Below are 23754 nucleotides of genomic sequence, written 5' to 3' on the forward strand. Positions count from 1 at the left end.
GTCGACGATGCAAGCGACCAGCCCGTGAACGATGGTGTGTGATCAGGGGCGACGGGGGGATGAGCGGCGCTTGGACGATGGCTTCTTGGTCTCCTTGTGTCGTGCGAGGACGGCGAGGAGGCGGTCGCGGGCCTCGGTGCGGGAGAGCGCCGGGACGCGGTCGGGCAGGGTGGCAGCCAGCGCTGGTGGGGCGCTGACCTGGCCGCTGTCGTCGACTGATGCCGCGTCGCCCGTCCAGGAACCGAGGAGGATTGCGGAGACGCTTCCCGCGTGCTGGGTGAGGAGTGCCTGGATCCTGTCGATCTCCTGCGCGCAGTCGGCTACGAGCAGGAGTCGGCGTGCCTGCGTAACACCGGTGTTCCGACGAATCGCCAGTTCCGTCTCCAGGTAGGCGAGGGCGGCGTCGAGGTTGCCGGGGATGAACAGCCCGTCCGTGTCATCGTCGAGGAGCTCGTCCTCCGCCAGACCGAACAGGGCCGTGGCATCGGGACGCGGGATGACGACCAGTGAGTCGGCGCCGTGCTCGTCGAGGCCGGTCAGGGCGAGTACGCGGGCGGTGGAGAGAGCGCCTGGGCCGGACAGGCCCATGGCCGAGGTCGCGAAGGGGTCCAGCGCGGGCCGGTAGCCGACGACCGTCGTCGGTTTCGGAGGTTCGGGGATGGAAGGGGCGGGCGTGCCCGCGGTGGCGACGGCATAGAGACGGTGCCGGAAGGGGTAGCAGATGGCCGCCGCGGCGGGGATGAGGAGACTCAGCAGCAGGACCGGCTGCAACGAAGGGGGACGCGACTCCGCCTCCTCCACCTGCTTGTGGGTGCGAGGCGGTTTGGGGGACGGCGGAGTGGGCCGGGTCGTGGTCGTCGTCCGCGTGGGCTCGGAGTTCGGAGGATCCGGCAGCACGGTGCGCGGAGTGGGTCTTTCGGGCGGTACGGGCGAGGGGCGGTCCTGGTCGATCTTGGGCTTCCAGGTGTGCCGATGCGGCCGACGGGGGAAGTCCCGACCGCGTCCGGACCTTCTGCGAGACCTCTCGTACATCGAGCGCCATGCCTCCTTGCACTTCTGCGCGGTGTGCCAGTCGCCGATGCTCACAGCGTGGCGGCAGATCGGCGACACGGACCTGCGCGGCCCGGGTTCCTGTTGAGCGGCGGCGTCCGTATGCGCCGCCGCGCCGATGGAGATGGCGCCGGCCATCGCGGTACATCCCAGTACGCCGCAGGTGCAGCGGAGCCAGCCGCCGAGCAGGACGGCGAGCCTGGGATGTGCCAGAAAACGGTTCATCTTCGCCCCGGGGGATCACGTCGGTCACCGTGTAAATGCCGATCGTAGTCAATTTGGCTACGGAGCGTTGAACATTGCTCACACTGACCTGGGTGACCTCGGGCGTCCGGCTCCACGGTCACCATGGCTCAAATGAGCAGTACGTCCTAGATGGAACCGAGATGTGGGTGACCCGGCTGACGTCGGCCGGCTGGCACGGGCGGACGACGGAAATTCGCGATCGGCCTGCCCGGCATGCGCTTTCCGAGGCTATGGACTCCGGACTCAGATAGTGGACCCATGGAAGGTGTAGGCCACCAGGCGTGGCGGCGTGGTCCCTCGTAGCTGGCCGCCCGGTGTCATAAGTCTCACTCCGGGTTATCAACGTGCCGCTATGGGCGACACGGGAGACTTGAGGGTCGAATTGCCGCCCGCTTTGGATTTTCCGGGCTGGTCGGCATGCGTGCGTCGACTTTAGGCAACGGTGGAGCCCGCAGCACTTAAGAGGAGTGAAGACGAAAAAGGGTCGACCGCCCCATTCGCCCGCCGCTCAGCCGCACTCCGCCCTACCTGCCCACCGCGCCACGCGACCCAGGTAACCCGCGCCGCTGCGATGTGCGGCCAAGGTGACCCGGCGCCGCCGCGGGGTGCGCCCCAGCGTGACCCCGCGCAGCTACAAGGTGCGGCCCAACGTGACCACGCACAGTTACGAGGTGCGGCCCAACGTGACCCGGCGCTGCTGCGGGGTGCGGCCCAGGTGACCCTGCGGTGTGTTGACGAAGCGCTACGGCGTGCGCGGGCTGGTCGCCTTTGGGGTGCCTGGGCTGCGTGATGTGGTGCTGTGGTGCTGTCTGGAGGCAATGCCGTGTTCGGATTCGCTATCTCGGCTGGCAGCGTTCCGGCGTTGTGGTGGCCCGCGCGGTGCTTGGGGCGGTGCGGCCGCGTTGGTGGGGGTTTGGCGGGGTGGGTTGGGCGGGGTTGTTTGGGTTTGGTTGGGGTGGGGGTCAGGCGGCTTGGGGGAGGTCTGCGGGGGCCTTTAGGACGTCGTACATGCCCATGGGGAGTGTGTCGCCGCATAGCCAGTCGTTGATCGTGCCGTCGAAGTCGGTGGGTGGGCTGACTGTGAGGAGGCGGGAGGTCAGCGGGGTCAGGGTTATCTGGAACGGGTTCGGCGGAACGAGGGGGACGCGGCGTGTGGTGCCCCAGAAGTCGTTGAAGTCGCGGTGGGTCAGGTCGAGGGCGGACGCGGCGGTGCGGGTGCGGGCGGCGGGGCCGGTGGCGAGCCAGGACCAGTGATCGGTCAGGAGGCGGCGGGCGGCGGTGCGCAGGACGTTCAGGGCCGCCAGGTCGTGGGGGCAGGCGATGTCGGTGATCTGGAGTTCGGGGAGGCCGAAGCGGCGGAGGCCACGGGTGCGCAGGTGGACGCAGGAGCACCCGTTGACGCCCTCCGGGTCCAGGTCGGGATCGGGGGCCGTGCAGCGGCCGTTGGCGCGGAACGGTGGGAGGACGTCGCCCAGCCAGCGGTCGGCGAGGACGAAGCGGGTCCGCTCGGCGGCGGGCGGCGACAGGACGTGGCCGGTGACGAGGTCGGCGGTGATACCGCCGGTCGCCTTGGCGATGGCGTAGGCGGTGGCGCGGGCGACCTGGACGGCGCGCGGCTGGTCGGTGATCGGGGCGCAGGCCGTGACGACGGCGAACTCCGCGGCGTCGTTGAAGGCCCGCGCGGCCTGCCGGTCTTCGGGGCTCGCGGCGCGGATTCGGCTCGGATCCCAGCGCAGGGTCGTGAGGTCCTCGCGGGTGACCTGCAGTTGCGTTGAGCCGAGCCGTCCGGCGATGTGGGCGTGGTACGGGCCGGGCTCGGCCCGGCCGATGAGGCCGGCGAGGTCGTGCGGGACGCTGCTGGCGGCGACGGCGAATCGCGAGGTCGTGGTCGCCGGGACCGAGAACGTGATCTGGGCCATGGAGCTGCTCCTTCCTGGGCGGGACTACGGCCAGCATGCGCGGCCGCCCGCTCCCGGAGCAGTAGAACGTGATTCTGGGGATAACCCTCCGTCAGCGGGCCCGGACGGCGCCGGGAGTGCGGCCGAAGCGCTCGCGGAAGACCCGCGTGAAGTGCGCCTGGCTCGCGAATCCATGGCGGTGAGCGATGTCGGCGACGGTCGCCCGGGCCATCGCCGGGTCGGCGAGGTCCGCCTTCGCCTTCGCCAGGCGGCGGTTCATGACGTAGCGGCCGGGTGTGAGGCCCTCCGGCTCGAAGACGCGGCTGAGGTGCCGGACGGAGATGCCCAGAGCGGCCGCCACGTGTCGAGCGTTCAGCCCCGGATGGTGGAGATGCCGGTCGATGAAGTCCTTCGCCACCAGCAGGTGGAGTAGGCGCGTGGGGGAGGCGGGGCGGTCGCCGGCTCGTTCCGCGACGAGCAGGCAGAGGAGTTCGAGGGCCAGGTCGTCGGCATGGGCAGGTCCCTCGCATGAGGCCAGGCCGAGGAGGAGTGACCGCAGCGTGCGGGAGGCCGGAGTGATCTGGGACGCGCTGAGGGTGATGGGCCCCGGCAGTGCGGACGAACGGAATCGCTCGGCGAACACCTCACGCGGGACGTCCAGGAGGAGTTTCCGCATGGGGTTGGAGAAACCGAAGAGGTATGGACGGGCCGTGTCGTAGAGGACGATGTCCCCAGCGCCGACCGTCAAGCAGCCACCGGAGTGGTAGAAGACAGCTTGCCCCTTGAGGACCACACTGGCGAACACCGACTCCTTGGGGAGGTCACGGCAGATGCCCGGCGTCCGCTCGATGACGTGTTCGTTCCCCTGGATGTCGGCCAAGCGCAGATCGCCGACGCGGAGGTTGCGTTGCCGGGCCAGCAGACCGTCCTCGGCGTAGGAGGAACAGGCGAGCCCGACCAGCGCTCGCGCGTTGTGCTCCTCCCAGTAGGAGATGCGGTCACCGGACGGCACGTCCTCGGTCGATACGAACGACTCCAGCACGGAAGGGGCCATCTCGACCTCCCAGCGTGGTCTCGCAGGCGGGGAGGCCGAGTCTAGCCATCGTCCCTTAGCGGAAGAGCGAGTCGACGTAGTCGGACCCCAGCCCGACCTTCTCGTAGTGCTCGCGGCACATCGCGATGTAGTCGTGGACGTCGAAGTACCCCTCCGTGTCACCGTTCTCGTCCAGCCAGATGAGCGGACCCTTCACGATGAACATCGTCTTCATGGGTTCACCGCTCTCGTAGGCGACGAGTGTGTGGCCCTCACCGGGTGCCTCGTAGATGAAGTCGCCCGCGGTCGCCGTCCACGGCCGTTCGAGGTAGCCCCACTTGCCGGAGATGGTGTACGCGAACACCTCGTGCGGGTGGTAGTGCCTGTTGACCAGGCCTGCGCTGGTGGCCCGCAGGATGTCCGCCCACGAGTTGTCCTTGACGTTGATCCAGAGCGGGCGCGAGCCGACGGTCTCGGTGAACGGCACGTAGTAGCGGTCGTCGTCGGTGGCGACCTTCGGCAGGTACACCTCCGGCAGGGCGTCCGGCTTCTGGGAGTTCTGGATCGGCTTCAGGTTCTTCCAGAACTCGGTGGTCGCGTCCTCCGGCATGGCGTCCTCCTACCGCGTCGGGTGCGTTGACCAGCAGTGAACCGCGTTCGAGCCGCGCCGTCTTCCCCGTGGCGGACGTCCGGGCTTGCCTGCTGAGGACACGGCCGATTCGCCGGACGGACGTCGCGACGTTGGGTAAAATCATGATCACTCGCAGTTAAGATCATTGGAAAGGTGACGAGATGTGCCGACTTTTCGGGATGAGCACGGGTGGTCCGCGCGTCAGGGCGGACCACTGGCTGCTCGACGCACCCCGGAGCCTGCGCGCGCAGAGTCACCGGATGCAGCACGGCGCGGGCCTCGGCTGGTTCTCGCTCGGCGGCGAACCCGTCCGTGACCGGGCGCCCCTGGCCGCCTTCGAGAACGCCGACTTCGACCTGCACGCCCGCAACATCCCGTCCCACACGTTCGTGTCGCACGTGCGCGACGCGTCCGTGGGCGGGCTGACGGTGCACAATTGCCACCCCTTCGTCATGAACGACCGGTTGTTCGCCCACAACGGCGTGGTGAAGGGCCTCGACACGCTCCGGACGTGGCTGACGGACGTCGAGCGTGCCCATGTCTCTGGCGAGACCGACTCGGAGTTGGTGTTCGCCTACCTCACCGCCGAGATCAGGCGTCGCGGCGACACGACGTCCGGGATCATCGAGGCCGTGCGCCGCATCGGCGCGGAACTCCCCGTGTTCGCGCTCAACCTGCTCACCGCCGAGGCCGGACGGCTCTGGGCGCTGCGCTATCCGGAGAGCAACGAACTGTGGGTCCTGTCACCGGGCCGGGGCGGTGCGGACCGGCCCGGACATCGTGCCGGTGCCGCCGGGCCCGTGCCCGCCGTCGTCCTTGCCAGCGAACCGATGGACGACAGTCCCGGCTGGCGCCTTCTCGACCCCGGCGAACTGCTGGTCGTCGACGGGCTCGCCGAGAGTTCGCTCTTCCCGTTCGAGCCCCTGCGGCACCCGTTGCGCCGCTCCGATCTGTCCCTCCGCGAGGCCGCCTCCCAGGCCACGGCCCCGACCGGCCCTGCCTCGGCCGCGTCCTCCGATGCCGTCCACGGCGACTCCGACCTGGTGCGTGGCTCGGCCGCTGATGAAGGCACCTCCGTCGACACCGGCGCGGCCGTCCAGATCCCGGCCGGCGCCGGTTCGAACAGCTCAGGCAACACCGAACCCGCCGTGGTCACTGGTTGAGGTGAGGCCTTGATCTGGCCGTTCGGTGGTGCTGCCGTCTCCAGGGGTCAGGTGGCGTCGAGGCGGCTGTGGTCAGCGGGTGAGGTGAGGGGTGGTCGGGCGTTTGGTGGCGGTGCCGTCTCGGGCGGTCGGGTGGTGCCGGGGCGGCGGGCTCGGGGGTTCGGGGCGGAAAAGGGGGGTTCCGGTCTGGGGGTCGGTGCGGACGGTGGTCGTGTGGATCGGGCGGACGGCAGCGCTTCGAGGCCCGTCTGTCTAGTTCCGACACGCCGTTGACCATGGAAAAGACCAGCTTCGGCCGAATTCGCGGTGATTCGCGCGGCATCGACGGCGTAATCAGGGGGAATGTGTACGTTGGGGAGATCAACACTGCTGTGAGCTGCGGGGACGGGCCCCGCCGCCCAGCCTTCGAACAGGAGGTCCCCGTGGCACGCACACTGTCGAGGGGCACCCGGGTCACCGGTGCCGAACGCACGCAGCTCGCCGCCGAGCTCGCCCCGCGCTACGCGGCCGGCGAGAGCATCCGCGACCTGGCCGCCGAGACCGGGCGGTCGTACGGGTTCATCTACAACGTCCTGAAGGAGGCGGGGGTGCCGTTGCGCGGCCGCGGCGGCAACACCCGGCGCAAGAAGGACTGACCGGCTCCCGTAACCACCGAGGACCAGGAAGAAGCGAGCACATGACCGGACGTCCCCCTCGCCCCCCGGGGGGACCCCGTGCGCTACGAACGGTCGGACGCCCCGGTGACCTCGGAGCGCCCGTTCAGGCTGGCGAGGTCGGCGGCCGCCCGCCCGGCAAGCCAGCCCTCATAGTTGGACACCGAGCCCGCCCGTCCCTTGGCGAGGTTCGGGAACATCGTGTCGACGGCCCGCTCGACGGCCCGGTCGCGCGCCGCCAGCACGGGAAGAAGATCCTTCCCGCCGGCGTCCGCGGCCGCCCTGTCCGCGGCCTCGCCCGCGGCGTCGCGCAGGCGTTCGCCGATGCGGGCGGCGTAGGCGTTGAGGAAGGCGTGGCGGAACGACCGCGTCCTTGACCGCCCCAGCGCGTCCCGCCGCGGACCCGCGTGCACCATGGCGGACGTCGCCTGAACGAGCAGCGACGTGTAGAGAATCTCCACCGCGGCGAGATCGTCCGGAAAACCCAGCACCGTGGAAAAGCCCAGCTCACGGTGCCAGACAGCCCTGCAGCGGTTCGCGTCGGCGACGACTGTCAGCAGCACCGCCTTCGGGGCGTCGTACGGGTTGTCCACCGCGATGCGCCGTCCGGCGGACCCGCTGACGTCGCCGGTCTCGGCGGCGAGCAGCGCACGGTCGATGCTGTGCCGGGCCATCAGCTCCTGGGCGCGGGCGCTCAGCGCCTCCGCCTCCTCGGGGAACTCGGTCGACTCGGCCTTGGCGAGCAGCGCACGGACCTTGCCCAGCATCCGCTGATCGCCCTCCCGCGCGTACCCGCGCGCCGCCTCCCGCGCATATCCATGCGCCGCGCCCCCTCCCGTCCCGGACGTGCCTGCGTTGGCGGACGCCCCGGGAGGCGGAATCAGCTGGGGGAGTATCGGGAGGGCCTCCAGGAGGCGGATCAGTTCGATCGCCGTCGCGATGTAGCCCGCGCGCTCCACATGCTCGCGTTCGCACCATTCGGCCGGGAACGTGTCCTCGTCCGCCCACCAGACCGAGGCGTCGAGGGAGGCGAGTTGCTCCTGCCACAGGCCGTCCACGGTGGTGGACGAGTAGGCGCGCATCTCCCCGGCGATCGCGTCCGTCGCCAGCCGTGCGTGCCGGACGGTGTGCCGGCGGGCCGCGAACCGGACCACATCGGCGGGCTGCCAGCCGCGGTCCCAAGCCGTGGCGACCCCCTGCCGCAGCCGCGCGGCGAGGCACCGGTCGGCGGCGAGCGTCCACTGGGGCGTCCCCGGACGGTCTACGAGGTCGGCCACGTACCGGCCGAACGCGGCGCCGTCACCGCGGTGGAGCGACCTCACCGCCTCGGCGGTCACCGCGGCGGCGTCCGCGGGGAGGTCCGCCGGCGGCTCCGGTGAACCGGGCCCGCGTCGCCACGACCTCGGCACCGGCCACCTCCCACTGTCCCGACATCACGACGCCACGATGCATCCTGCCATCCGAACCCGGCCGGCCGCGGCCGGGAAGAGGTACGACCACCCGCCACATGGAAGAGCCCCGGCCGCCAGGGCCGGGGCCGCTCCGGCCGTCGTCAGGGCACGCCGTCCTCGTCGCCTCGCATTTCGTCCACGACGACGCTCTGGTAGGCGCGGGAGGTGTCGGGGACGTAGCTGAGCCGCGCGAGGGCCCTGCCGTCGTGGTCCCTGATCTCGAAGTGGTAGCCGTCCCCGGCCTCGCCGACGTGGGCGACGGCCTGGTCGTGCCGGAGCCGGCACATCGTGTCGACCTTCTCCAGCGCCACCTTGAGGCTCCCCGCGTCGCTGATGAGCCGCGCCGGCTCGCTCGTCTCCCATATCTCGAACATCGGTGCTGTCCTGTCGGCGGTCGGGTGGAAGGAACGGGCGGGGCATTCCAGACGTCGGACACAGCTTGCGCCCATTTGGTGGATCTTTCAATCATCCGAGGTATCGGATTGATCACTATTCGAAGTTGTCCACGCTCGCAGCGTCATGACCGCATGTGGTGGGGGACCGGTCCTTCCGCGCGCCTGTCCCGGATCGACAAGGTCGGCCGCACAGAACCGAATGGATTCGGAAGGGGTCGCGGTGGAGTCGCCCCGGTGAACTGGCGGCTGACCCCCGCCGAGATCGCGGCGGTCGTCGCCGACGCGGGCGCGCCCGTGACCGTGCTGGACGCCGGGTTCGCCTCCCTCGCCGGCGGGCTTCCCGGCACCGTCGTCCCGACCGGCGGCGAGCACGAGCGGTGGCTGGCCGCGCATCCCGCCGACGACCCGGGCTATGCGGGGGAACCGGACGACATCGTCGTCCAGCTCTACACCTCCGGCACGACCGGGGTCCCGAAGCGCTGGGGCGAGACGGTCAAGGGCGTCGTGGTGCGCGGGCCCGAGGCCGGGCTGACCGAGGGCGAGGTGCTCGACTACGCGCGGGAGCGCCTGGCCGGCTTCAAGCGCCCCCGCTCGGTCGACTTCGTGGACGTCCTGCCCCGCAACCCCAGCGGCAAGATCCTGAAGAAGGACCTCCGCGCCCCCTACTGGGAAGGTCTGGGCCGCACCATCGCGTGACCCGTGACAGGGCTCGACGTCAGGTCTCGACGGTGACGACGGTGGACTTGGCGTCGGGCTCCAGGAAGCGCAGCAACGCCTCGCCTTCAACGGTCAACGCGTCGACGGCCGCCTGGGGGAGTGGCTCGAAGGGACGCATCCGCAGCGTCGCGACCTTGCGCTTGTACTCCGTCTCCCAGATGCCGCCTGCGAAGCCGTCCCAGAGGAACACGGCGCGGACGCGCAGGTTCTTCGTCGTCAGCATGGGCCGGTGCTCGTCGGAGATGACGCGCCTGCGGTCGGCGTGCGCGAGGACGAGACTGTCGAACTCGGGCAGGAACCGGGCCGGCGCCGGGGCGTCCTCGCCGGGGCGGGGCGCGTCCGGCAGGTCGAAGAGCTCCCGCCCCTTGTCGTCGGCGAAGACCCGCAGGACGGGACGCAGGCGCTCCAGGGCCTCAGCGGTCGACTGCAGCCCCGACCACGTCTGCGCGTCGGCCGCAGACGCGGGCCCGTAGGCGGCCAGGTAACGGAGCATCAGCTCATCGGTCGCGGCGTCGGACGCCGGAGCGGCTCCGAGCCAGGTCTCGGCCGGCGTGAACTGCGACGTGCGAGGGAAACCCCACCTGTCCTGCGTCGGGACCATGACGAGCGGCACGCACAGACGCACGGTGTAGCCCAGGGCGCGGTCGTTGACGTCCGGGAACTGTTCCTGCAGCAGCGCGCGCACCTCGTTGAACGTCCGGGGCGCCTCCTCCAGGAGCGACCGTGCGGCAGGGACGACCTTCTCCAGGTCCAGCCCCTTGGCGCGGTCGCCGAGGACGCGCAGGGCGCCGTCCAGCATCGGCTGCATCGCCGAACGGAACGCGACGTAGTCGGCGCTCGCCACCAGGTGCAGGGTGGCGCGCATCATCGTCGCGCGCACGAGCGACCGGCCGTGCAACGCGGCATGCAGATCGGACGCCTCGAATCCGTCCAGCCGGGTCCACAGGCCGAGGAACGGCGGCTTGGGCTCCTGCGCCTGCATCCCGCAGAGCCTGCCCACCGCGTCGGCGACCGGGACGGCCTCCCGGGCGAGGAGCATCTGTCGTGCCAGCGTGGCCCGGTTGAGCGCCCGGACGCTGAGAGTCTCCGTCATCCGTCCAGGATGCCGTCAACCTCCTCCTTCACGCACCGCCGCAGCCATGCGTGGGCCGGGTCGGCGTCGTACCGCGCGTGCCACGCCAGGGAGATCACCAGCGGAGGCAGTTCGAACGGGATGGGGACGCGGACGAGCCCGAGCCGGTCGACGAGCCGCCGGTGCAGCCGCTCGGCGGCGAATCCCATCAGATCGGTCTCCTGGACGATGAACAGGGACGCGGTCACCGTCGGCACCGTCCCCGCCAGGCGCCGTGCCAGGCCCCTCCCGGCGAGGACCTCGTCGATCGGACCGGACATGCGGCCGCGCCTCGTGGACGTGAGCTGGACCGCGCCCGCCCAGTCGTCCGGCGTCACCTCCTCCCGTCCGGCCAGCGGATGCTCCGGCCGCACGACCGAGGTGAACCGGTCCCGCAGCAGCGGCTCGACCCGGGTCTCCGGGGGCTGCCCGGGGCCGATGACGCCGATCTCCAGGTCCACCGTGTCGCGCCGGAGCAGGTAGTCGTCCCGCGGCCCCTCGCCGAGGAACCGCAGGGTGACCCCGGGCGCCTCGCGGGCGACGCGTTCCAGCAGCGGACCCGCGAGGAACGCGACGGTCCCCTCGTCGGCCTGGAGGGTGAAGCTCGCCGCCAGCGAGGCGAGGTCCAGTTCCTCCTCGGGGGAGAAGAGCGTCTCGGCCCGCCGGACGAGTTCGCGCACCTCGGCCCGGATCGCCAGCGCGCGGGGCGTCGGCACCATCGCCCGGCCGGACCGGACGAGGACCGGGTCGCCGAGCGCCTTCCGGATCCGTCCGAGCGTCCGGCTCATCGCCGGACCCGACAGGTGCAGCCGTTGCGCGGCGCCCGTCACGCTGCCCTCGTCCAGCAGCGCATCGAGCGCGACGAGCAGGTTCAGGTCCATTCTGGATTGCACCAGACGCACTCCTCACGTGCAAAAGATGCATTTGAAAGCAAGTCACCCCCAGCCTACGGTGGAGATCGCGGAGGCGGCGCGCGGCCCGGATATCCCCCCTCCGCCTTCCGACGGGACGTGTCGAGACGCGTCCCTCTCAACTCCCTCTCCACCACTCGCGAGGAATCCCTCATGACGCTCGATGCCGTCCGCGGTGCCGCGCCGCCCGGACCCGTCCCGCGGACACCGCGGGGAATGACGCCGCTGATGTCGGCGTGCGTGGTGCTCGTCGTGGCCATGGTCGCCGCGATCAACCTGTCGATCCCCAAGCTGTCGGCCAGTCCGCTCAGCCCGTCCTCCACCGAACTGCTGTGGATCGTCGACTCCTACGTCCTGGTGTTCGGCTGCCTGCTGATCCCCGCGGGCGCGCTCGGCGACCGCCTCGGCCGCAAGGGCGCGCTCCTGGCCGGGCTCGCCGCCTTCGCGGCGGGGTGCCTGCTGTCGGCCGCCGCGCCCGATGTCGCCGTCCTGCTGGCCGGACGGGTCGTGACCGGCGCCGGCGCGGCCCTGATCATGCCCGCGAGCCTGTCGCTGCTGCTGCAGGTCACCCCGCCGCGGGGACGCCCGCACGCCATCGCCACCTGGACGGCCGCCACCGGCGTCGCGGGCGCGGCCGGGAACCTCGGCGGGGGAGCGGTGCTGCAGTGGCTGCCCTGGCAGGGGCTCTTCCTGGCCGGAGCGCCGCTCGCCGCCGTCCTCGCCGTCCTCGTCGCCCGGCTGGCGCCGCGGGGCGAGCGGCACCGGGCCGACCTCGACGCGCCGGGGGCCGCCCTCCTCACCGCGGCCCTGTTCGCCCTGCTCTTCGGCATCATCGAGGGGCCCGAGCGCGGCTGGTCCTCGCTCCCGGTGCTGGGAGCCTTCGCGGGGGCGGCGCTGCTCCTGGCGGGGTTCGCGCGGTACGCCCCGCGGGCCCGCCACCCGCTGCTGGACCCGCGCCTGTTCGCGGCCGCCCCGCTGCGCAGCGGGGTCCTCGGGATCGCGGTGGCGTTCTTCGGCCTGTTCGCGCTCTTCTTCGTCAACGCCCAGTACCTGCAGTACGCCAAGGGGTATTCGCCGCTGCTCACCGGCGCAGCGATCGCTCCGCTCGTGGTCGGGATGATCGCGGTCTCCAGGCGGAGCGTCGGCCTGGCCCGGCGCTTCGGGAGCCGGGCGGTGTGCGCCGCGGGCATGCTGACGCTCGCCGCCGGCCTCGGCCTCCTGTCGCTGGCGGACGCGTCGACCCCTTACGCGCTCTACGCGGCGGACCTGTTCGTGGTGTCCGTCGGGATGGGCCTCTGCGTCCCGCCGCTGTCGGTCGGTGTGATGGCGGCGCTGCCGCCCGAACGGGCGGGGCTCGGGTCCGGGCTGAACGGCGCGGCCCGCGAGATCGGCAGCGCGCTCGGCGTCGCGGTCCTGGGGACCGTCCTCACCGGGCGGTTCGCGGACGGCCTGCCGCCCGCGCCGGCCGGGCACGCGCACTCGGCGGGGGAGGCCCTGGCCGCGGCCGAGGCGGCGGGTGCCGGTTCCGGGGCGCACGCGCGGGTGGTCGAGGCGTTCACCGGTGCGATGGGGGCCGGCTTCCAGGTGGTGGCCGCGACCGTCGCGCTCGGCGCCGTCCTGGTCGCGCTGGGACTCCCGGGGCGTGCACGCCAGACGCCTGGTTCGCAGGGTAAAGAAGATATATCGTGACTCACGAGATATATCGCGAATGCTCGGAGGTGTGAGGGTGCCCACGGAAGAGAGCGCGCAGGCGCGGGGCGTGCGGGGCCGGCTGCTCGACCTGGTGTTCGTGCGCGGCCGCGTCGAGGACGTCCGCCCCGCGCCCGGCCGCATGCGCTGGATCCGGATCGGCGGCGTGCCGGGCCTGAACTGGACGCCCGGCCAGCAGGTCAGGGTGCACGTGGCGGACATCACGTCCGTCCGGACATGGGTCAGCGGAGCGGTCCGCAACGCACTGCGCACCTACTCGGTGTGGGACTACGACGCGTCCGCCGGCCTCATGGAGCTGTGTGTTCTCAACCACGGTGAGGGCGGGCCCGGCGAGCGGTGGGCACGGGACGCCCGGCCTGGGCAGGAGGTCGTCTTCGGCAAGCCGGAGGGGGACTTCGGCCTTCGCCCGGCCGCCTACCACCTCTTCGCGGGCGAGGAGACGGCCTCCGTCCCGTTCGGCGCCATGCTGCGCGCCACAAAGGCCGACGATGTCGTGCACGGTGTGATCGAGGTCTCCCGCCCCGAGGACGGGCTCCCCGTGCCGAGGGGCGGGGACCTGACCTGGTGCCATCGCGGGGACGCCTCCGCCGCGGGCTCCGCCTCGCTCGTGGAGGCCGTGCGCGGTCTCGATCTCCCGGCGGAGCCGGGAATCGCCTACGTGGCCGGAGAGGCACGCACCGTGCAGGCGGTGCGTGCCCATCTCGTCCGCGAACGGGGCTGGCCGCGCAGATCTGTGCTGGTCAAGCCGTTCTGGACGCCGGGCAGGCGCGGGATGGAGTGACCCTGGAACGATCGAGGAGGGCGGGGGTTACGGGGTGATATTTCTTGAAATGCACGTGCATCAGCCCTTGCACCTGCACGCCATCCCTAGCAGGATGATCCCCGGACCCCCGCACGTGAACTCCCCGGAGATCGCGATGAACGCACACTTGAGCGACAGTGACCGACAGGCGCTGCGGCTGGCCCAGGATCTCCGCGAGGAGATGCTGGCGGCCCTACCGCAGCTGCCGGCCGCCCCTTCGGTCTCCCCGTTCGTCGACCAGTCCGGGATGCCCAGCGTCCTGCTGAAGATGGACGCCGAGACCGCCCACGCGCTCATGGCCGTGCTGGCCGAGCGCCGGGCGGCGCAGGGCGGCGTGCCCGGAGCCGAGCCCCGCCGGGCGGACGGCTCCCACGTTCCACCGCCCGTCGCGCAGGCCGTGCCGGCGGCGCAGGGGCCCATCGTGGCGGCGGCCGGCCCCTACGGCGGGCCCGCCTACCCGGACACCGCGTACCCGGACACCGCGTACCAGGACAGCGCGTACCAGGACCCTGCGTACCAGGACACCGTGTACCAGGGCCCCGGCTACGCCGAGGCGCCGTTCGTGCCGCAGCAGCCGGACGCCCCGGTCTTCACCGGCGGCACCGGCCCGACGCCGCTCGTGCCGACGGTCTACCGCACGCACTGAGCGAGGCTTTACCTTCCCTGGGGTGCGGGCTGGAATGCCCGTGAGGGTCTTGGTGTTCTTTACGCTGTCGTGGTGATGCTGCGACCGCATGGTCCAGCGTCTCCCCGGCCCACCGCCCAGCTCGGGACCACCCGAGAAAAGGATCTACCTGGGCAAAGGTAAAGAAAACCCGAGTTTGGCGAAAGCACGGTAATGCCGTATATAGTCAAGCTCAGGTTCGGGTCAAAGAACCCTTGACCTGGCCAATCGCATAGCCGTCGCCTCCCGCCCGCCAGGCGGGATCCTTCGCCGAATCGCGGCCGTACCATGCACCGGCCGTACACCGAGTCGGGCCCGTGAGCCCCCGGTCGGCATCCTTCCGCTTCATCTGAGTCCGTGACACACGCACGCCCGAGGACGGTCGTGCGCCAGTGAGCGCGGGCGCGATCCGCCATGCCCGTGGATCGTTCCAAGCGGGTCCTTCCCCGCGGCGGCATCTCCCGAGTCCCGAGTCTCGGAGCCGCTCTCCCCTGCCCGGAAACAGCGCGTCGCCTCCTGTACGGAACGGCGGTGCCACCGGCGCGGAGCGGCAGCCCTGTACCCCGAACGAAGGAAATCCATGCAGCAGCGAGCGATCAATGTCGTCCTGACCGGCGTGACCGGTACCGCCCTCGCGGGCATGCTGGTCGCAGGCGTCGCGGCGGCCAGCGACGACTCCGCTCCGGAGAAGCAGTTCCTGGCGCAGCAGGCCGTGGCCTCGCAGGAGCACCAGACCCCCGCGGACCACCCGCAGAAGAGCGTCGACAAGGCGACGGCCGGCTCCGGCTCGAAGGCCGAGTCCGAGACCGGCTCCAAGTCCGACGCCCAGCGCGAGAAGAAGGACTCCAAGGTCCTGCTCAGCGGCAGGACCACCGCGTCCTACTTCTGGGACGACGGCTCCGGCGTGAACGGCGACACCGGCGCCCCGGCCGGCGGCAAGCCGATGCAGAAGGGGCTGTTCGCCAGCCCGAGCTGGCCCCTGCACACCAAGGTCAAGGTCAGCTACGACGGCCGCAGCGTCACCGGCTTCGTCGGCGACCGCGGGCCCGGGAAGCCGTCGCACCGCGGTGTCATGCTCGACCTCGACACCTACACCTTCCGCTACCTGCTGGACGGCGGGAAGCCGAAGAGCAAGTACAACGCCGGAACCGGCGAGGGCCACCTGAAGAACGTCAAGTGGGAGGTCCTCTCCTGGGGCAAGGGCGCCGGCGAGAAGGGCAAGCCCCAGCCCTTCGGTTCCTGACCCGGACGTCCCGCACAGACCCGGCACAGGGCTGCCGGTGCATGGGAAAAGGGGATCCCCCGGTATCGCGAGATCACCGGGGGATCCCCATTTTCAGCTCTCCGGCCGCCTCCCGCGCCAGCTCCCTCGACAGCGCCAGCGCCGCGGTGCGCACCGCGGGCGCGAGCCGGTCGAGGTCCAGCCGGCACACGTTCCCGGTGATGGAGATCGCGGCGATGACGCGGCGCCGGTGGTCCAGGACCGGCGCGGCCACGGCCGACACCCCGGCCTCCGACTCCTCCCGGTTCACCGCGTAGCCGCGGTCGACCGTCCGGTCCAGCTCCCGCCGCAGCAGCCCCGGCATGATGATCGTGTGCGGGGTGTGGCGGACGAGCCCGCGCGCGAGCACGTCCTCCAGCCGCGCGGGCGGCCCGAGCGCGAGGAACAGCTTCCCGGTCGCCGTGCAGTACGCGGGCAGGCGCCCGCCCACCCGGGACACGATCGGCATCGAGCGCCGCCCGCTCACCTTCTCCAGGAACAGCGTGTCCGTCCCGTCGAGGACGGCCAGGTGGATGTTCTCGTGCGTCGCCTCGTACAGGTCCTCCAGGTAGGGGAGCGCGGCCTCGCGGAGGCCCCGCGGCCGGGGCGCCCGCTGGCCGAGCACGAACAGCCGCATGCTCAGCCGGTAGCCGCCCGCGGTCCGCTCGACGCCGCCCCACCGCACCAGCTCGCCCAGCAGGCGGTGCGCGGTCGGCTTCGGCAGCCCGGTGCGGCCCGCCAGTTCAGTGAGGGTCAGCTCGGTGTCGGCGGAGCCGAAGGCGTCGAGCAGACTGAGTCCGCGCGCCAGTACCGACCTCGGCGGCTCCTCGCCCGGGGTGCGAGCGTCCATGCCCCGATGGTGTCCGCGATCGTGCCGGTCGGCAAGGGCCGGGAACCGGGCGGGCGCCGCGCTCATCCGCCGTGCCCGGCGCCGCCGCCCGGGCCGTGCCCGGTGATGGGGGCCTCGATGAGCAGGGGCGCGGCGAGGTACGGGGCCCCGGCGACCGCGTCCCGCAGCTCGGCCGCCGAGCCCGCGCGCAGCGCGTCGACGCCGAACGCCCGCGCGGCGCTCCGCCAGTCGATCGCCGGCGGGGCGAGGTCCATGCCGACGTAGCGGCCGTGCTCGGCGGAGGTTCCGCCGTCCTCGTCGAGGGTGTCCTTGAGCGTCCGGTACTCGCCGTTGTTCATGACGACGAACGCGACGGGGACCTCGTACCGGGCCGCGCTCCACAGGCCCTGCACGCCGAACACCGCGCTCCCGTCGCCGAGGACCGCGACGACCGGGCGGTCCGGTGCCGCCATCCGGGTGCCGACGGCCGCGCCGATGCCCCAGCCGAGGCCCCCGCCGACCGTGTGCACGTACGAGCCGGGCAGGTTCTGCCGCAGGACCGTCCGCAGTCTCAGGCCGGTGGTGATCGCCTCCTCGACCACGACCGCCCCGTCCGGCAGGCCGGCGGCGACCGCGTGGGCGGCGGCGCCCGGATCCATCGGGGAGGGCCCGTAGGCCGCGCGCGCCGCCGCGTCCGCCTCGTCCCGCGCCCGGCGGTGCCGGGCTCCGAGCCGCTCGATGCGGTCCCGCGCGGAGGGGACCCGCCCGTCCAGCCGGTCGGCGAGCGCCCGCAGCGTCCCCGCCAGGTCGCCGGTCAGGCCGTGCCGGACGGCGAAGTTCCGGCCGATCTCGGCGGGGTCCTCGTCGACCTGCACGATCGCGAGCCCCGCGGGGACGGGCGGGCCGGGCGTGTAGTGGTGCGGCGTGAACGCGTGGCAGCCGACGATGAGCGCCGCGTCGTGCCCGGCGAGCGTCTCCCGGATGGCCGCGTTGCGCGGCGGCAGCATCCCCGCGTAGAGCGGATGCCCGGTGGGGAAGTCGATCCCGTCGTTCATCGGATGGTGGTGGACGGCCGCGCCGAGCCGCTCGGCGACCGCGACCAGCTCGGCGACGGCACCCGCCCGTCCCACCCCGTCGCCGGCGATCACCACCGGACGTTCCGCGCCCGCCAGCAGCGCCGCCGCGTCGGCCGTGTCGGCCGGGCCCGGTCCCGTCACCGGCGAGCGGGCCGGCACCGCGACGTCGGCGTCCTCCTCCAGCAGGTCCGCGGGGACCGACACCAGCACCGGCCCCGCCGGGGGCCGCGCCGCGAGCGCGAAGGCCCGCCGCAGCACGATCGGGAGGTCGTAGGCGTGCTGCACCTCCACCGCCTGCTTCGTCGCGGCCGCCGCGAGCCCGACCAGGTCGCCCGACAGCATCGGGTCCTGGCGGAGATGCCGCCGGTCCTGCTGGCCCGCCACGACCACCATCGGCGTCCGGGACCGGCGCGCGTTCAGCATCCCGATCAGCCCGTTGGCGACGCCGGCCGCCACGTGCAGGCTGACCAGGGACGTCCGCCGCGACGCCCGCGCGTACCCGTCCGCCATCGCCACCACCGACGCCTCCTGCAGGCCGAGCACGTACCGCAGGCCGGGAGCCTCGGCCAGCGCGTCCATCAGGGGGAGCTCGGTCGTGCCGGGGTTGCCGAAGATCCGCGTCACGCCCTCGTCCCGCGCGATCTCCAGCAGCGCCTCGATCGGCCTCATGTCCTGCCTCTCCCTTGCCGGCGGGGGCCGGTGTGCAGTGCCCGGTGTGCAGTGCCCGGTGGTCAGTGCATGGCGGAGCCGCCGTCGATGTTGATCGTCTGCCCGGTGAGGAAGCCGCTGCCCTCGTCGCACACGTACAGCAGCGTGGACACCACGTCGCGGGGTTCCTCCACGGCCCGGACGACCTGCAGGTCCCGCACCCGCTCGAACCCGCCGTCCGCGCCCGTGGTGCGCGCGGCGGTCGCGGTCCGGGTGAGGCCGGGCGCGATGGCGTTGACCGTGATCCCGTACGGGCCGGCCGCGCTCGCCAGTGCCCGCGTGAACCCGACGAGCCCGGCCTTGGACGTGGTGTAGGCGACCAGATCGGGCGGCCCGAGGAACACCACGGCCGAGGTGATGTTGACGATCCGGCCCCATCCCGCGGCCTTCAGGTGGGGGAGCGCGGCCCGCGACACCAGGAACGGGCCGTCGAGGTTCACCCGCATGATCCGGCGCCAGTCCTCCAGCGCGGTCTCCTCGAACTCCAGCGGCGGGTAGATCCCCGCGTTGTTCACGACGATGTGCAGGCCCCCGAACCGGGCGGCGGCCTCCGCGACCGCGGCCTCGACCTCGCCGGGGTCCGTCACGTCCGCGCGCAGGGGATGGAAGCCGCCGCCGACCAGCTCCGCGGTGCCCGACATGTCGGCGAGGTCGAGGCCCGCGACGCGGTGCCCGCGCGCGGCGAGGGCGACGGCGAACTCCCGCCCCAGCCCGCCCGCGGCACCGGTCACGAGCGCGACCCGGCGCGTTCCGTCCCTGGACGGCGTCTCGCTCATGAACCGCAGCGTGCGCCGTCCCCGCCACCCCGGCAAGACCCCGTTTTCATTGGGTGAAACGGCTTCCTTGTGGCGCCGTGGCGCGGGTCACATGCTCGCCGCATGCCCGTACGAAAGCCCGCGGCCAGGCCGGCCTCGGAGAACGACGGCGAGGGCGGCACCCCGGCCCGGCGCGCCCGGCCGCGGCGGCCCTTCCCCGACGAGGCCGGGGTCGTCGGCGTCCTCGTGCTCCTGGTGTTCGGCGTCGGCCTGCTCAAGCCGGACTTCCTGCAGACCGGGAACCTGCTCACGACCGCGCACAACTCCGTCTACGTCGGTCTGATGGCGTGCGGGATGGTGTTCGCGCTCGCCATGCGGGAGGTCGACCTGTCGGTCGGCGGCATGTACGCCATGGGGATCGTCGTCGGGGCCCTGCTCATCCGGGACGGCTGGAACCCGTGGCTCGCGGCGCTCGCCGTCCTCGCGCTGTCGGCGCTGCTCGGCGCGGCCAACGGCGCCGTCACGACCTATCTGCGGCTGCCGTCGTTCATCGTGACGCTCGCCACGCTGATGCTGCTGCGCGGGATCGGGCTGGCGCTGGCCGAGGGAAGGCAGGTCACCGACCTGCCGCAGGACCACGCGTTCTTCCGCGTGCTCGGCGGCGGCGAGTCGCTCGGCGTCCCGAACGCCGTGTGGGTGTTCGCCGCCGCCGTGGCCGTGCTGACCGTCGTGTTCACCCGGACGAGGTTCGGCGCGCGGGTGCGGGCCATCGGCTCCAACCCCGAGGCCGCCGCGTTCGGCGGTCTGCCCGTCACCCGCACCCGCATCGCCGCGCTGGCGCTGTCCGGCCTGATGGCGGGGGTGGCGGCCGTCCTCGCCCTGGCGTTCTTCATCGCGGGGGACCCCACGATCGGCCAGGGCTACGAGCTCACCGCCATCGCCGCGGCCATCATCGGCGGCACCCCGCTGAGCGGCGGAACCGGCTCCGTCGTCGGCGCCGCGGCGGGCACCCTCATCCTCGGCGCCGTCACCGCGGCGCTGGTGTTCTTCGAGGTCCCCATCAACTGGACGACCTTCGCGACCGGCGGCGTGATCCTCGCCGCCGTCGGCGCCGCGCCGCTGCTGCGCCGCGTCCGTGACCTGCGCTCTCCAGGGAGGAACCCATGATCCCGCGTCCCCGCGGGCCCGTCGCGGCGGCCGTCGCCCTCGTGCTCGGCGTCGCCCTCGGCACCGCGTCGTGCGGTGACGGCGGCGGCTCCGGCGGCACGAGCGGCCGGCTCCGGATGGGCATCGCCGTCGCCAACTACAGCCTGAACTTCGCGCGCGAGATGTACGAGGGCGCGACCGAGGCGGCCGGCAAGGCGGGCGGCATCGACTTCAAGGTCGTCGGCCCGCCCAACACCGACGGGCCCGCCGAGCAGCAGCTCTTCCAGAACCTCACCGTCACCCACCCGGACGGGATCGTGCTGGAGAACCTCGACCCGCCGATCTTCACCCGTCCCGCCGCGCAGGCCGTGGAGAAGGGCATCCCGATCGTCGCGCTCGACACGGCGCCGACCGACGGCAGCAAGGTCACGTTCTACGTCGGCAACGACAACTACGAGCTCGGCGGGATGCTCGCCGAGGCGACCGTGAAGAAGCTCGGCAAGGACGCGAAGGGCACCGTGGTCGTCGGCGTCCCGAACCCGGGCACGCCCGTCCTCGACAGCCGGGCGAAGGGCATCAAGGACACGTTCGCGAAGCTGGCGCCCGGCATCCGCGTCCTCGGCCCGTTCCAGACCTACAGCGATCCGGCGCAGAACTACGGCGCATGGCAGTCGCAGGTGAACGCCAATCCGGACGCCCTCGCCTTCCTCGGCGTCGGGGACGCCGACAGCTACAACCTCGGCCGGCTCAAGGAGCAGAGGAAGGGCGCGTACCTCACCGCCGGATTCGACGTCGACCCGAAGACCCTCGAATACATCAAGAGGGGCACGAACTTCGCCGGGATCGACCCCGAGCACTACCTGAAGGGCTACATCGCCACCGCGACCCTGATCACCTCGGTGCGCAAGCACGACGGCGAGCTGCCGGACGGCTGGTTCAAGACACCGGGCCTGGTGATGGACGTGTCCAACATCGACGAGATCCTCAAGCGCCAGCAGTCGGTGCAGAACGCCTACCAGTGGTACAAGCCGCAGCTCGACCGGCTCCTGGCGGACCCGGACGCGAGCATCCGCCCGCTGAAGGAAGCCCGCTGACATGCTGGTCGCGTCGGGGCTGGTCAAGCACTACGGCGGCGTCACCGCGCTCGACGGGGTCGGCATCACCCTGGACGCGGGGGAGGTGCACGCCCTCGTCGGCGAGAACGGCGCCGGCAAGTCGACCCTGGTGAAGATCCTCTCCGGGGTGGTGCGACCCGAGGGCGGCACCGTCGAGCTGGACGGCGCGCCCGTCCGGTTCACCGACGCGCGGCGGGCGGCGGCGCAGGGCGTCGCGATCGTCTCGCAGGAGCTGATGACCTACGACGACCTGACCGTGCTGGAGAACCTCTTCCCGTACGGGGCGCCCCGCCGCCGCGGGCTGGTCAGCACCCGGGAGATGCGGCGGCTCGCCCAGCCGGTCCTGGACGAGCTGGGCCTCGACCCGCCGCCGCACGCCAGGGCCGGCGAACTGCCCCTCGCCGACCGGCAGCTCCTGGAGATCTGCCGGGCGCTGCTGCAGGACCCCCGCGTCCTGATCCTGGACGAGCCCACCTCGGCACTGCCCCGCGACGCCGCCGCGCGGCTCGCCGCCGTCACCCGGCGGCTGGCCGGGCGGGGCCTCGCCGTCCTCTATATCTCGCACTTCCTGGAGGAGGTCATGCGCGTCGCGACCCGGATCACCGTCCTGCGCGACGGCCGGGTCGTGCTGCCGGGCGAACCGGCCGCGGCCGTCGGCCTGGACTCCCTGGTCACCGCGATGCTCGGGCAGCCCGCCCGGCACGCGGCCCCCGCGACCGCCGCCCCGCGCCGCCCCGGCGGGGCGGCGGTCGCCCTCACCTCGGTCACCGTGCCGGGACGGCTCCGCGGCGTGTCGCTCACCGCGGCGGGCGGCGAGATCGTCGGGCTGGCCGGGCTGCAGGGCTCCGGCCACCTCGCCGTGCTCGACGCCGTCTGCGGCCGGGCCCGCCCGTCGGCGGGGACCGTCCGTCTTCCCGGCGGCCGGTCGCCGCGCTCGCCCCGGCACGCCGTCACCGAGGGCGTCGCCTTCATCTCGGGCGACCGCAAGGGCCGCGGGCTGATGCTCGACACGACGCTCTGGGAGAACATCACGTCCGTGAGCTGGCTCGGGCAGGGGCGGGGCGGCCTCCTGCCGCGCCGCTCCCGCCTCGTCGCACGATCCCGCGGCCACCTGGAGCGGCTGCGGGTGCGCGGCGACGTCCACGCCCGTGCGAGCAGCCTGTCCGGAGGCAACCAGCAGAAGGCCGTGTTCGCCAAGTGGCTCGACGCGGACCCTGCCGTCCTCGCGCTGGACGACCCGACGCGCGGCGTGGACGTCGGCGCCCGCAGCGAGCTGCACGGCATCGTCCGGGGCCTGGCCGCCGAGGGAAAGGTGGTGCTGATCGCCTCCAGCGACCTCGCCGAGCTGGTCGAGCTGTGCGACCGGGTCGTCGTCCTCCAGCACGGCCGGATCGTCGCCGCGCTGGAAGGCGAGCGCCTCACCGAGCCGGAGCTGAGCCTCGCCATGAACGCGGGCTTCGCCGACCCCGTCTAGGCGGCCAGCAGGGGGATGACGGGGGCGAACTCCTCCATGCAGGCGTCCGGGACCTGGTAGTAGGTGAAGCCGTAGCGGTCGCGGCGGGCCAGCATCTGCTCGGCGATGTGCTCGGGCGGGCCGACGAACTGCGACGGCATGTCCAGGACGAGATCGGCCGACGACGTGCCCCAGCCGCGCGTCACCGCGACCCGGGCGGCGGTGCGCCGCGGATCGGCGCCGAAGGTCGGCGTCACCATCATGCTCAGCTCGATGTCGCGTTCCCCGGCGGCCTCCCGCACCCAGTCCACCTTGCGGGCGATGGTGTCCGGCAGCCGCTCGGCGACCTCGTCGGAGATCGCCCCGTGGGGGAGGGCGCGGGGGAGGACGCCGACGGTGTCGGCGAGCCGCCCCGCGATGCCGAGCATGCGCCTGCTGCCGGCGCCGACGGCCAGCGGAGGGCGCCGTGCGGGACGCGGGAACACCGTCAGCCCGCCGACCCGGTAGTGCTCCCCGGTGAACGCGGTCTCCTCGCCGTCCAGGAGGCCGCGCAGGATCCGCAGCGACTCCTCCAGCCTCCCGACCCTCGTCCCGGCGGGGTCGAAGGGCATCCCGGCGGCCTCGTACTCCTCGCGCAGCCAGCCGGCGCCGATGCCCAGCTCGAACCGCCCGCCCGACAGATGGTCGAGGGTGGCGGCCTCCTTGGCGAGCAGCACCGGATGCCGGTAGTCGTTGGCGAGGACCATCGTGCCCAGCCGCAGCGCGCTCGTGACCGACGCGGCGGACGCCAGCGCCACCATGGGGGCGAGCTGGTCGCCGAACGGCTCGGCGACGAAGTGGTCCCGCAGCGTCAGGACGTCGTATCCGAGTTCCTCGGCGCGGCGCGCGGTCCCGGCCAGGTCGGCGCCCGACCGGATCGACTCGCCGACCACGCCGAAGCGGAAGTTCTCTGCCATTCCCCGAGCCTGCCCGCGCA

22 protein-coding genes are annotated in these 23754 nt (G+C 72.4%); 10 read left to right on the plus strand and 12 right to left on the minus strand.

Annotation, left to right across the window (positions count from 1 at the left end; all coding sequences use genetic code 11):
- Positions 1–42: 42 nt before the first annotated feature.
- The 4 genes from ABFX46_RS35760 to ABFX46_RS35775 form a co-directional block, all read right to left on the minus strand.
- Positions 43–897: a hypothetical protein gene (locus ABFX46_RS35760; RefSeq protein ID WP_346048388.1), complete on the minus strand. Its 855-nt coding sequence runs from the start codon at positions 895–897 to the stop codon at positions 43–45.
- Between the two features lie 1361 nt (positions 898–2258).
- Positions 2259–3215: a hypothetical protein gene (locus ABFX46_RS35765; protein WP_346048389.1), complete on the minus strand. Its 957-nt coding sequence runs from the start codon at positions 3213–3215 to the stop codon at positions 2259–2261.
- 91 nt (positions 3216–3306) lie between these two features.
- Positions 3307–4248 (minus strand): helix-turn-helix domain-containing protein, encoded by a 942-nt coding sequence (locus tag ABFX46_RS35770; RefSeq protein WP_346048390.1) that lies wholly within the window; start codon positions 4246–4248, stop codon positions 3307–3309.
- A 55-nt stretch (positions 4249–4303) separates the two neighbouring features.
- The gene (locus tag ABFX46_RS35775) at positions 4304–4837 is read right to left on the minus strand and encodes a 2,4'-dihydroxyacetophenone dioxygenase family protein (protein ID WP_131938998.1); all 534 of its coding nucleotides are present in this window, start codon (positions 4835–4837) and stop codon (positions 4304–4306) included.
- Positions 4838–5019: 182 nt separating this feature from the next.
- Between ABFX46_RS35775 and ABFX46_RS35780 the strand changes: the two genes are divergently transcribed.
- Both ABFX46_RS35780 and ABFX46_RS35785 read left to right on the plus strand, forming a co-directional pair.
- The gene (locus tag ABFX46_RS35780) at positions 5020–6021 is read left to right on the plus strand and encodes a class II glutamine amidotransferase (RefSeq protein WP_346048391.1); all 1002 of its coding nucleotides are present in this window, start codon (positions 5020–5022) and stop codon (positions 6019–6021) included.
- Between the two features lie 422 nt (positions 6022–6443).
- Positions 6444–6656, plus strand: coding sequence for a helix-turn-helix domain-containing protein (locus ABFX46_RS35785; protein ID WP_067638627.1), 213 nt, complete (start codon positions 6444–6446; stop codon positions 6654–6656).
- An 83-nt stretch (positions 6657–6739) separates the two neighbouring features.
- On the opposite strand, the gene ABFX46_RS35790 is transcribed toward ABFX46_RS35785, so the two are convergent.
- Together ABFX46_RS35790 and ABFX46_RS35795 are read right to left on the minus strand one after the other, a co-directional pair.
- Positions 6740–8083 carry a DUF2786 domain-containing protein gene (locus tag ABFX46_RS35790; protein WP_346048393.1) on the minus strand — a complete coding sequence of 448 codons (1344 nt, stop codon included), beginning with the start codon at positions 8081–8083 and terminating at the stop codon, positions 6740–6742.
- Positions 8084–8226: 143 nt separating this feature from the next.
- On the minus strand, positions 8227–8499 hold the full coding sequence (locus ABFX46_RS35795; RefSeq protein WP_346048394.1) for a hypothetical protein: 273 nt from the start codon (positions 8497–8499) through the stop codon (positions 8227–8229).
- A 255-nt stretch (positions 8500–8754) separates the two neighbouring features.
- Here ABFX46_RS35795 and ABFX46_RS35800 point away from each other — a divergent pair, with 255 nt between their 5' ends.
- A complete protein-coding gene (locus ABFX46_RS35800) occupies positions 8755–9216 on the plus strand; it encodes an AMP-binding enzyme (protein WP_346048395.1) in 462 nt (153 codons plus the stop codon).
- Positions 9217–9235: 19 nt separating this feature from the next.
- Here the strand turns inward: ABFX46_RS35800 and ABFX46_RS35805 are convergent, their stop codons facing one another.
- Together ABFX46_RS35805 and ABFX46_RS35810 are read right to left on the minus strand one after the other, a co-directional pair.
- Positions 9236–10330, minus strand: a complete 1095-nt coding sequence (locus ABFX46_RS35805) for a winged helix DNA-binding domain-containing protein (protein ID WP_346048396.1) — start codon at positions 10328–10330, stop codon at positions 9236–9238.
- Complete coding sequence (locus tag ABFX46_RS35810; RefSeq protein ID WP_346048397.1) at positions 10327–11241, minus strand: LysR family transcriptional regulator; 915 nt, start codon at positions 11239–11241, stop codon at positions 10327–10329. Before ABFX46_RS35810 ends, ABFX46_RS35805 begins: the two co-directional genes overlap by 4 nt.
- A 171-nt stretch (positions 11242–11412) precedes the next feature.
- On the opposite strand from ABFX46_RS35810, the gene ABFX46_RS35815 reads away from it, so the two are divergent.
- From ABFX46_RS35815 to ABFX46_RS35830, 4 genes are all read left to right on the plus strand, one after another.
- The gene (locus ABFX46_RS35815; RefSeq protein WP_346048398.1) at positions 11413–12948 is read left to right on the plus strand and encodes an MFS transporter; all 1536 of its coding nucleotides are present in this window, start codon (positions 11413–11415) and stop codon (positions 12946–12948) included.
- A gap of 37 nt (positions 12949–12985) precedes the next feature.
- Positions 12986–13750, plus strand: a complete 765-nt coding sequence (locus ABFX46_RS35820) for a siderophore-interacting protein (RefSeq protein ID WP_346048399.1) — start codon at positions 12986–12988, stop codon at positions 13748–13750.
- Between the two features lie 148 nt (positions 13751–13898).
- Entirely contained in the window at positions 13899–14417 is a 519-nt protein-coding gene (locus tag ABFX46_RS35825) for a hypothetical protein (RefSeq protein ID WP_346048400.1), read from the plus strand.
- A gap of 598 nt (positions 14418–15015) precedes the next feature.
- A complete protein-coding gene (locus ABFX46_RS35830) occupies positions 15016–15678 on the plus strand; it encodes a hypothetical protein (protein WP_346048401.1) in 663 nt (220 codons plus the stop codon).
- 73 nt (positions 15679–15751) lie between these two features.
- Here the strand turns inward: ABFX46_RS35830 and ABFX46_RS35835 are convergent, their stop codons facing one another.
- The 3 genes from ABFX46_RS35835 to ABFX46_RS35845 form a co-directional block, all read right to left on the minus strand.
- Positions 15752–16546, minus strand: coding sequence for an IclR family transcriptional regulator (locus ABFX46_RS35835; protein ID WP_346048402.1), 795 nt, complete (start codon positions 16544–16546; stop codon positions 15752–15754).
- 62 nt (positions 16547–16608) lie between these two features.
- Positions 16609–18270, minus strand: a complete 1662-nt coding sequence (locus ABFX46_RS35840; protein WP_346048403.1) for a thiamine pyrophosphate-binding protein — start codon at positions 18268–18270, stop codon at positions 16609–16611.
- A 62-nt stretch (positions 18271–18332) separates the two neighbouring features.
- Positions 18333–19085, minus strand: coding sequence for an SDR family NAD(P)-dependent oxidoreductase (locus ABFX46_RS35845; protein ID WP_346048404.1), 753 nt, complete (start codon positions 19083–19085; stop codon positions 18333–18335).
- 102 nt (positions 19086–19187) lie between these two features.
- On the opposite strand from ABFX46_RS35845, the gene ABFX46_RS35850 reads away from it, so the two are divergent.
- Genes ABFX46_RS35850 through ABFX46_RS35860 form a run of 3 tightly spaced genes read left to right on the plus strand, consistent with a single transcriptional unit; the run spans position 19188 to position 22799 of the window.
- Positions 19188–20231 (plus strand): ABC transporter permease, encoded by a 1044-nt coding sequence (locus ABFX46_RS35850; protein WP_346048406.1) that lies wholly within the window; start codon positions 19188–19190, stop codon positions 20229–20231.
- Positions 20228–21304 carry a sugar ABC transporter substrate-binding protein gene (locus tag ABFX46_RS35855; RefSeq protein ID WP_346048407.1) on the plus strand — a complete coding sequence of 359 codons (1077 nt, stop codon included), beginning with the start codon at positions 20228–20230 and terminating at the stop codon, positions 21302–21304. Before ABFX46_RS35850 ends, ABFX46_RS35855 begins: the two co-directional genes overlap by 4 nt.
- A gap of 1 nt (position 21305) precedes the next feature.
- Positions 21306–22799, plus strand: coding sequence for a sugar ABC transporter ATP-binding protein (locus ABFX46_RS35860; RefSeq protein WP_346048408.1), 1494 nt, complete (start codon positions 21306–21308; stop codon positions 22797–22799).
- Here ABFX46_RS35860 and ABFX46_RS35865 read toward each other — a convergent pair.
- A complete protein-coding gene (locus ABFX46_RS35865) occupies positions 22796–23734 on the minus strand; it encodes a TIGR03621 family F420-dependent LLM class oxidoreductase (protein WP_346048409.1) in 939 nt (312 codons plus the stop codon). The two genes, ABFX46_RS35860 and ABFX46_RS35865, sit on opposite strands and share 4 nt — an antisense overlap.
- Between the last annotated feature and the right edge of the window lie 20 nt (positions 23735–23754).

The organism is Actinomadura chokoriensis, from assembly GCF_039529475.1.
Classification (GTDB): Bacteria; Actinomycetota; Actinomycetes; order Streptosporangiales; family Streptosporangiaceae; genus Spirillospora; species Spirillospora bangladeshensis.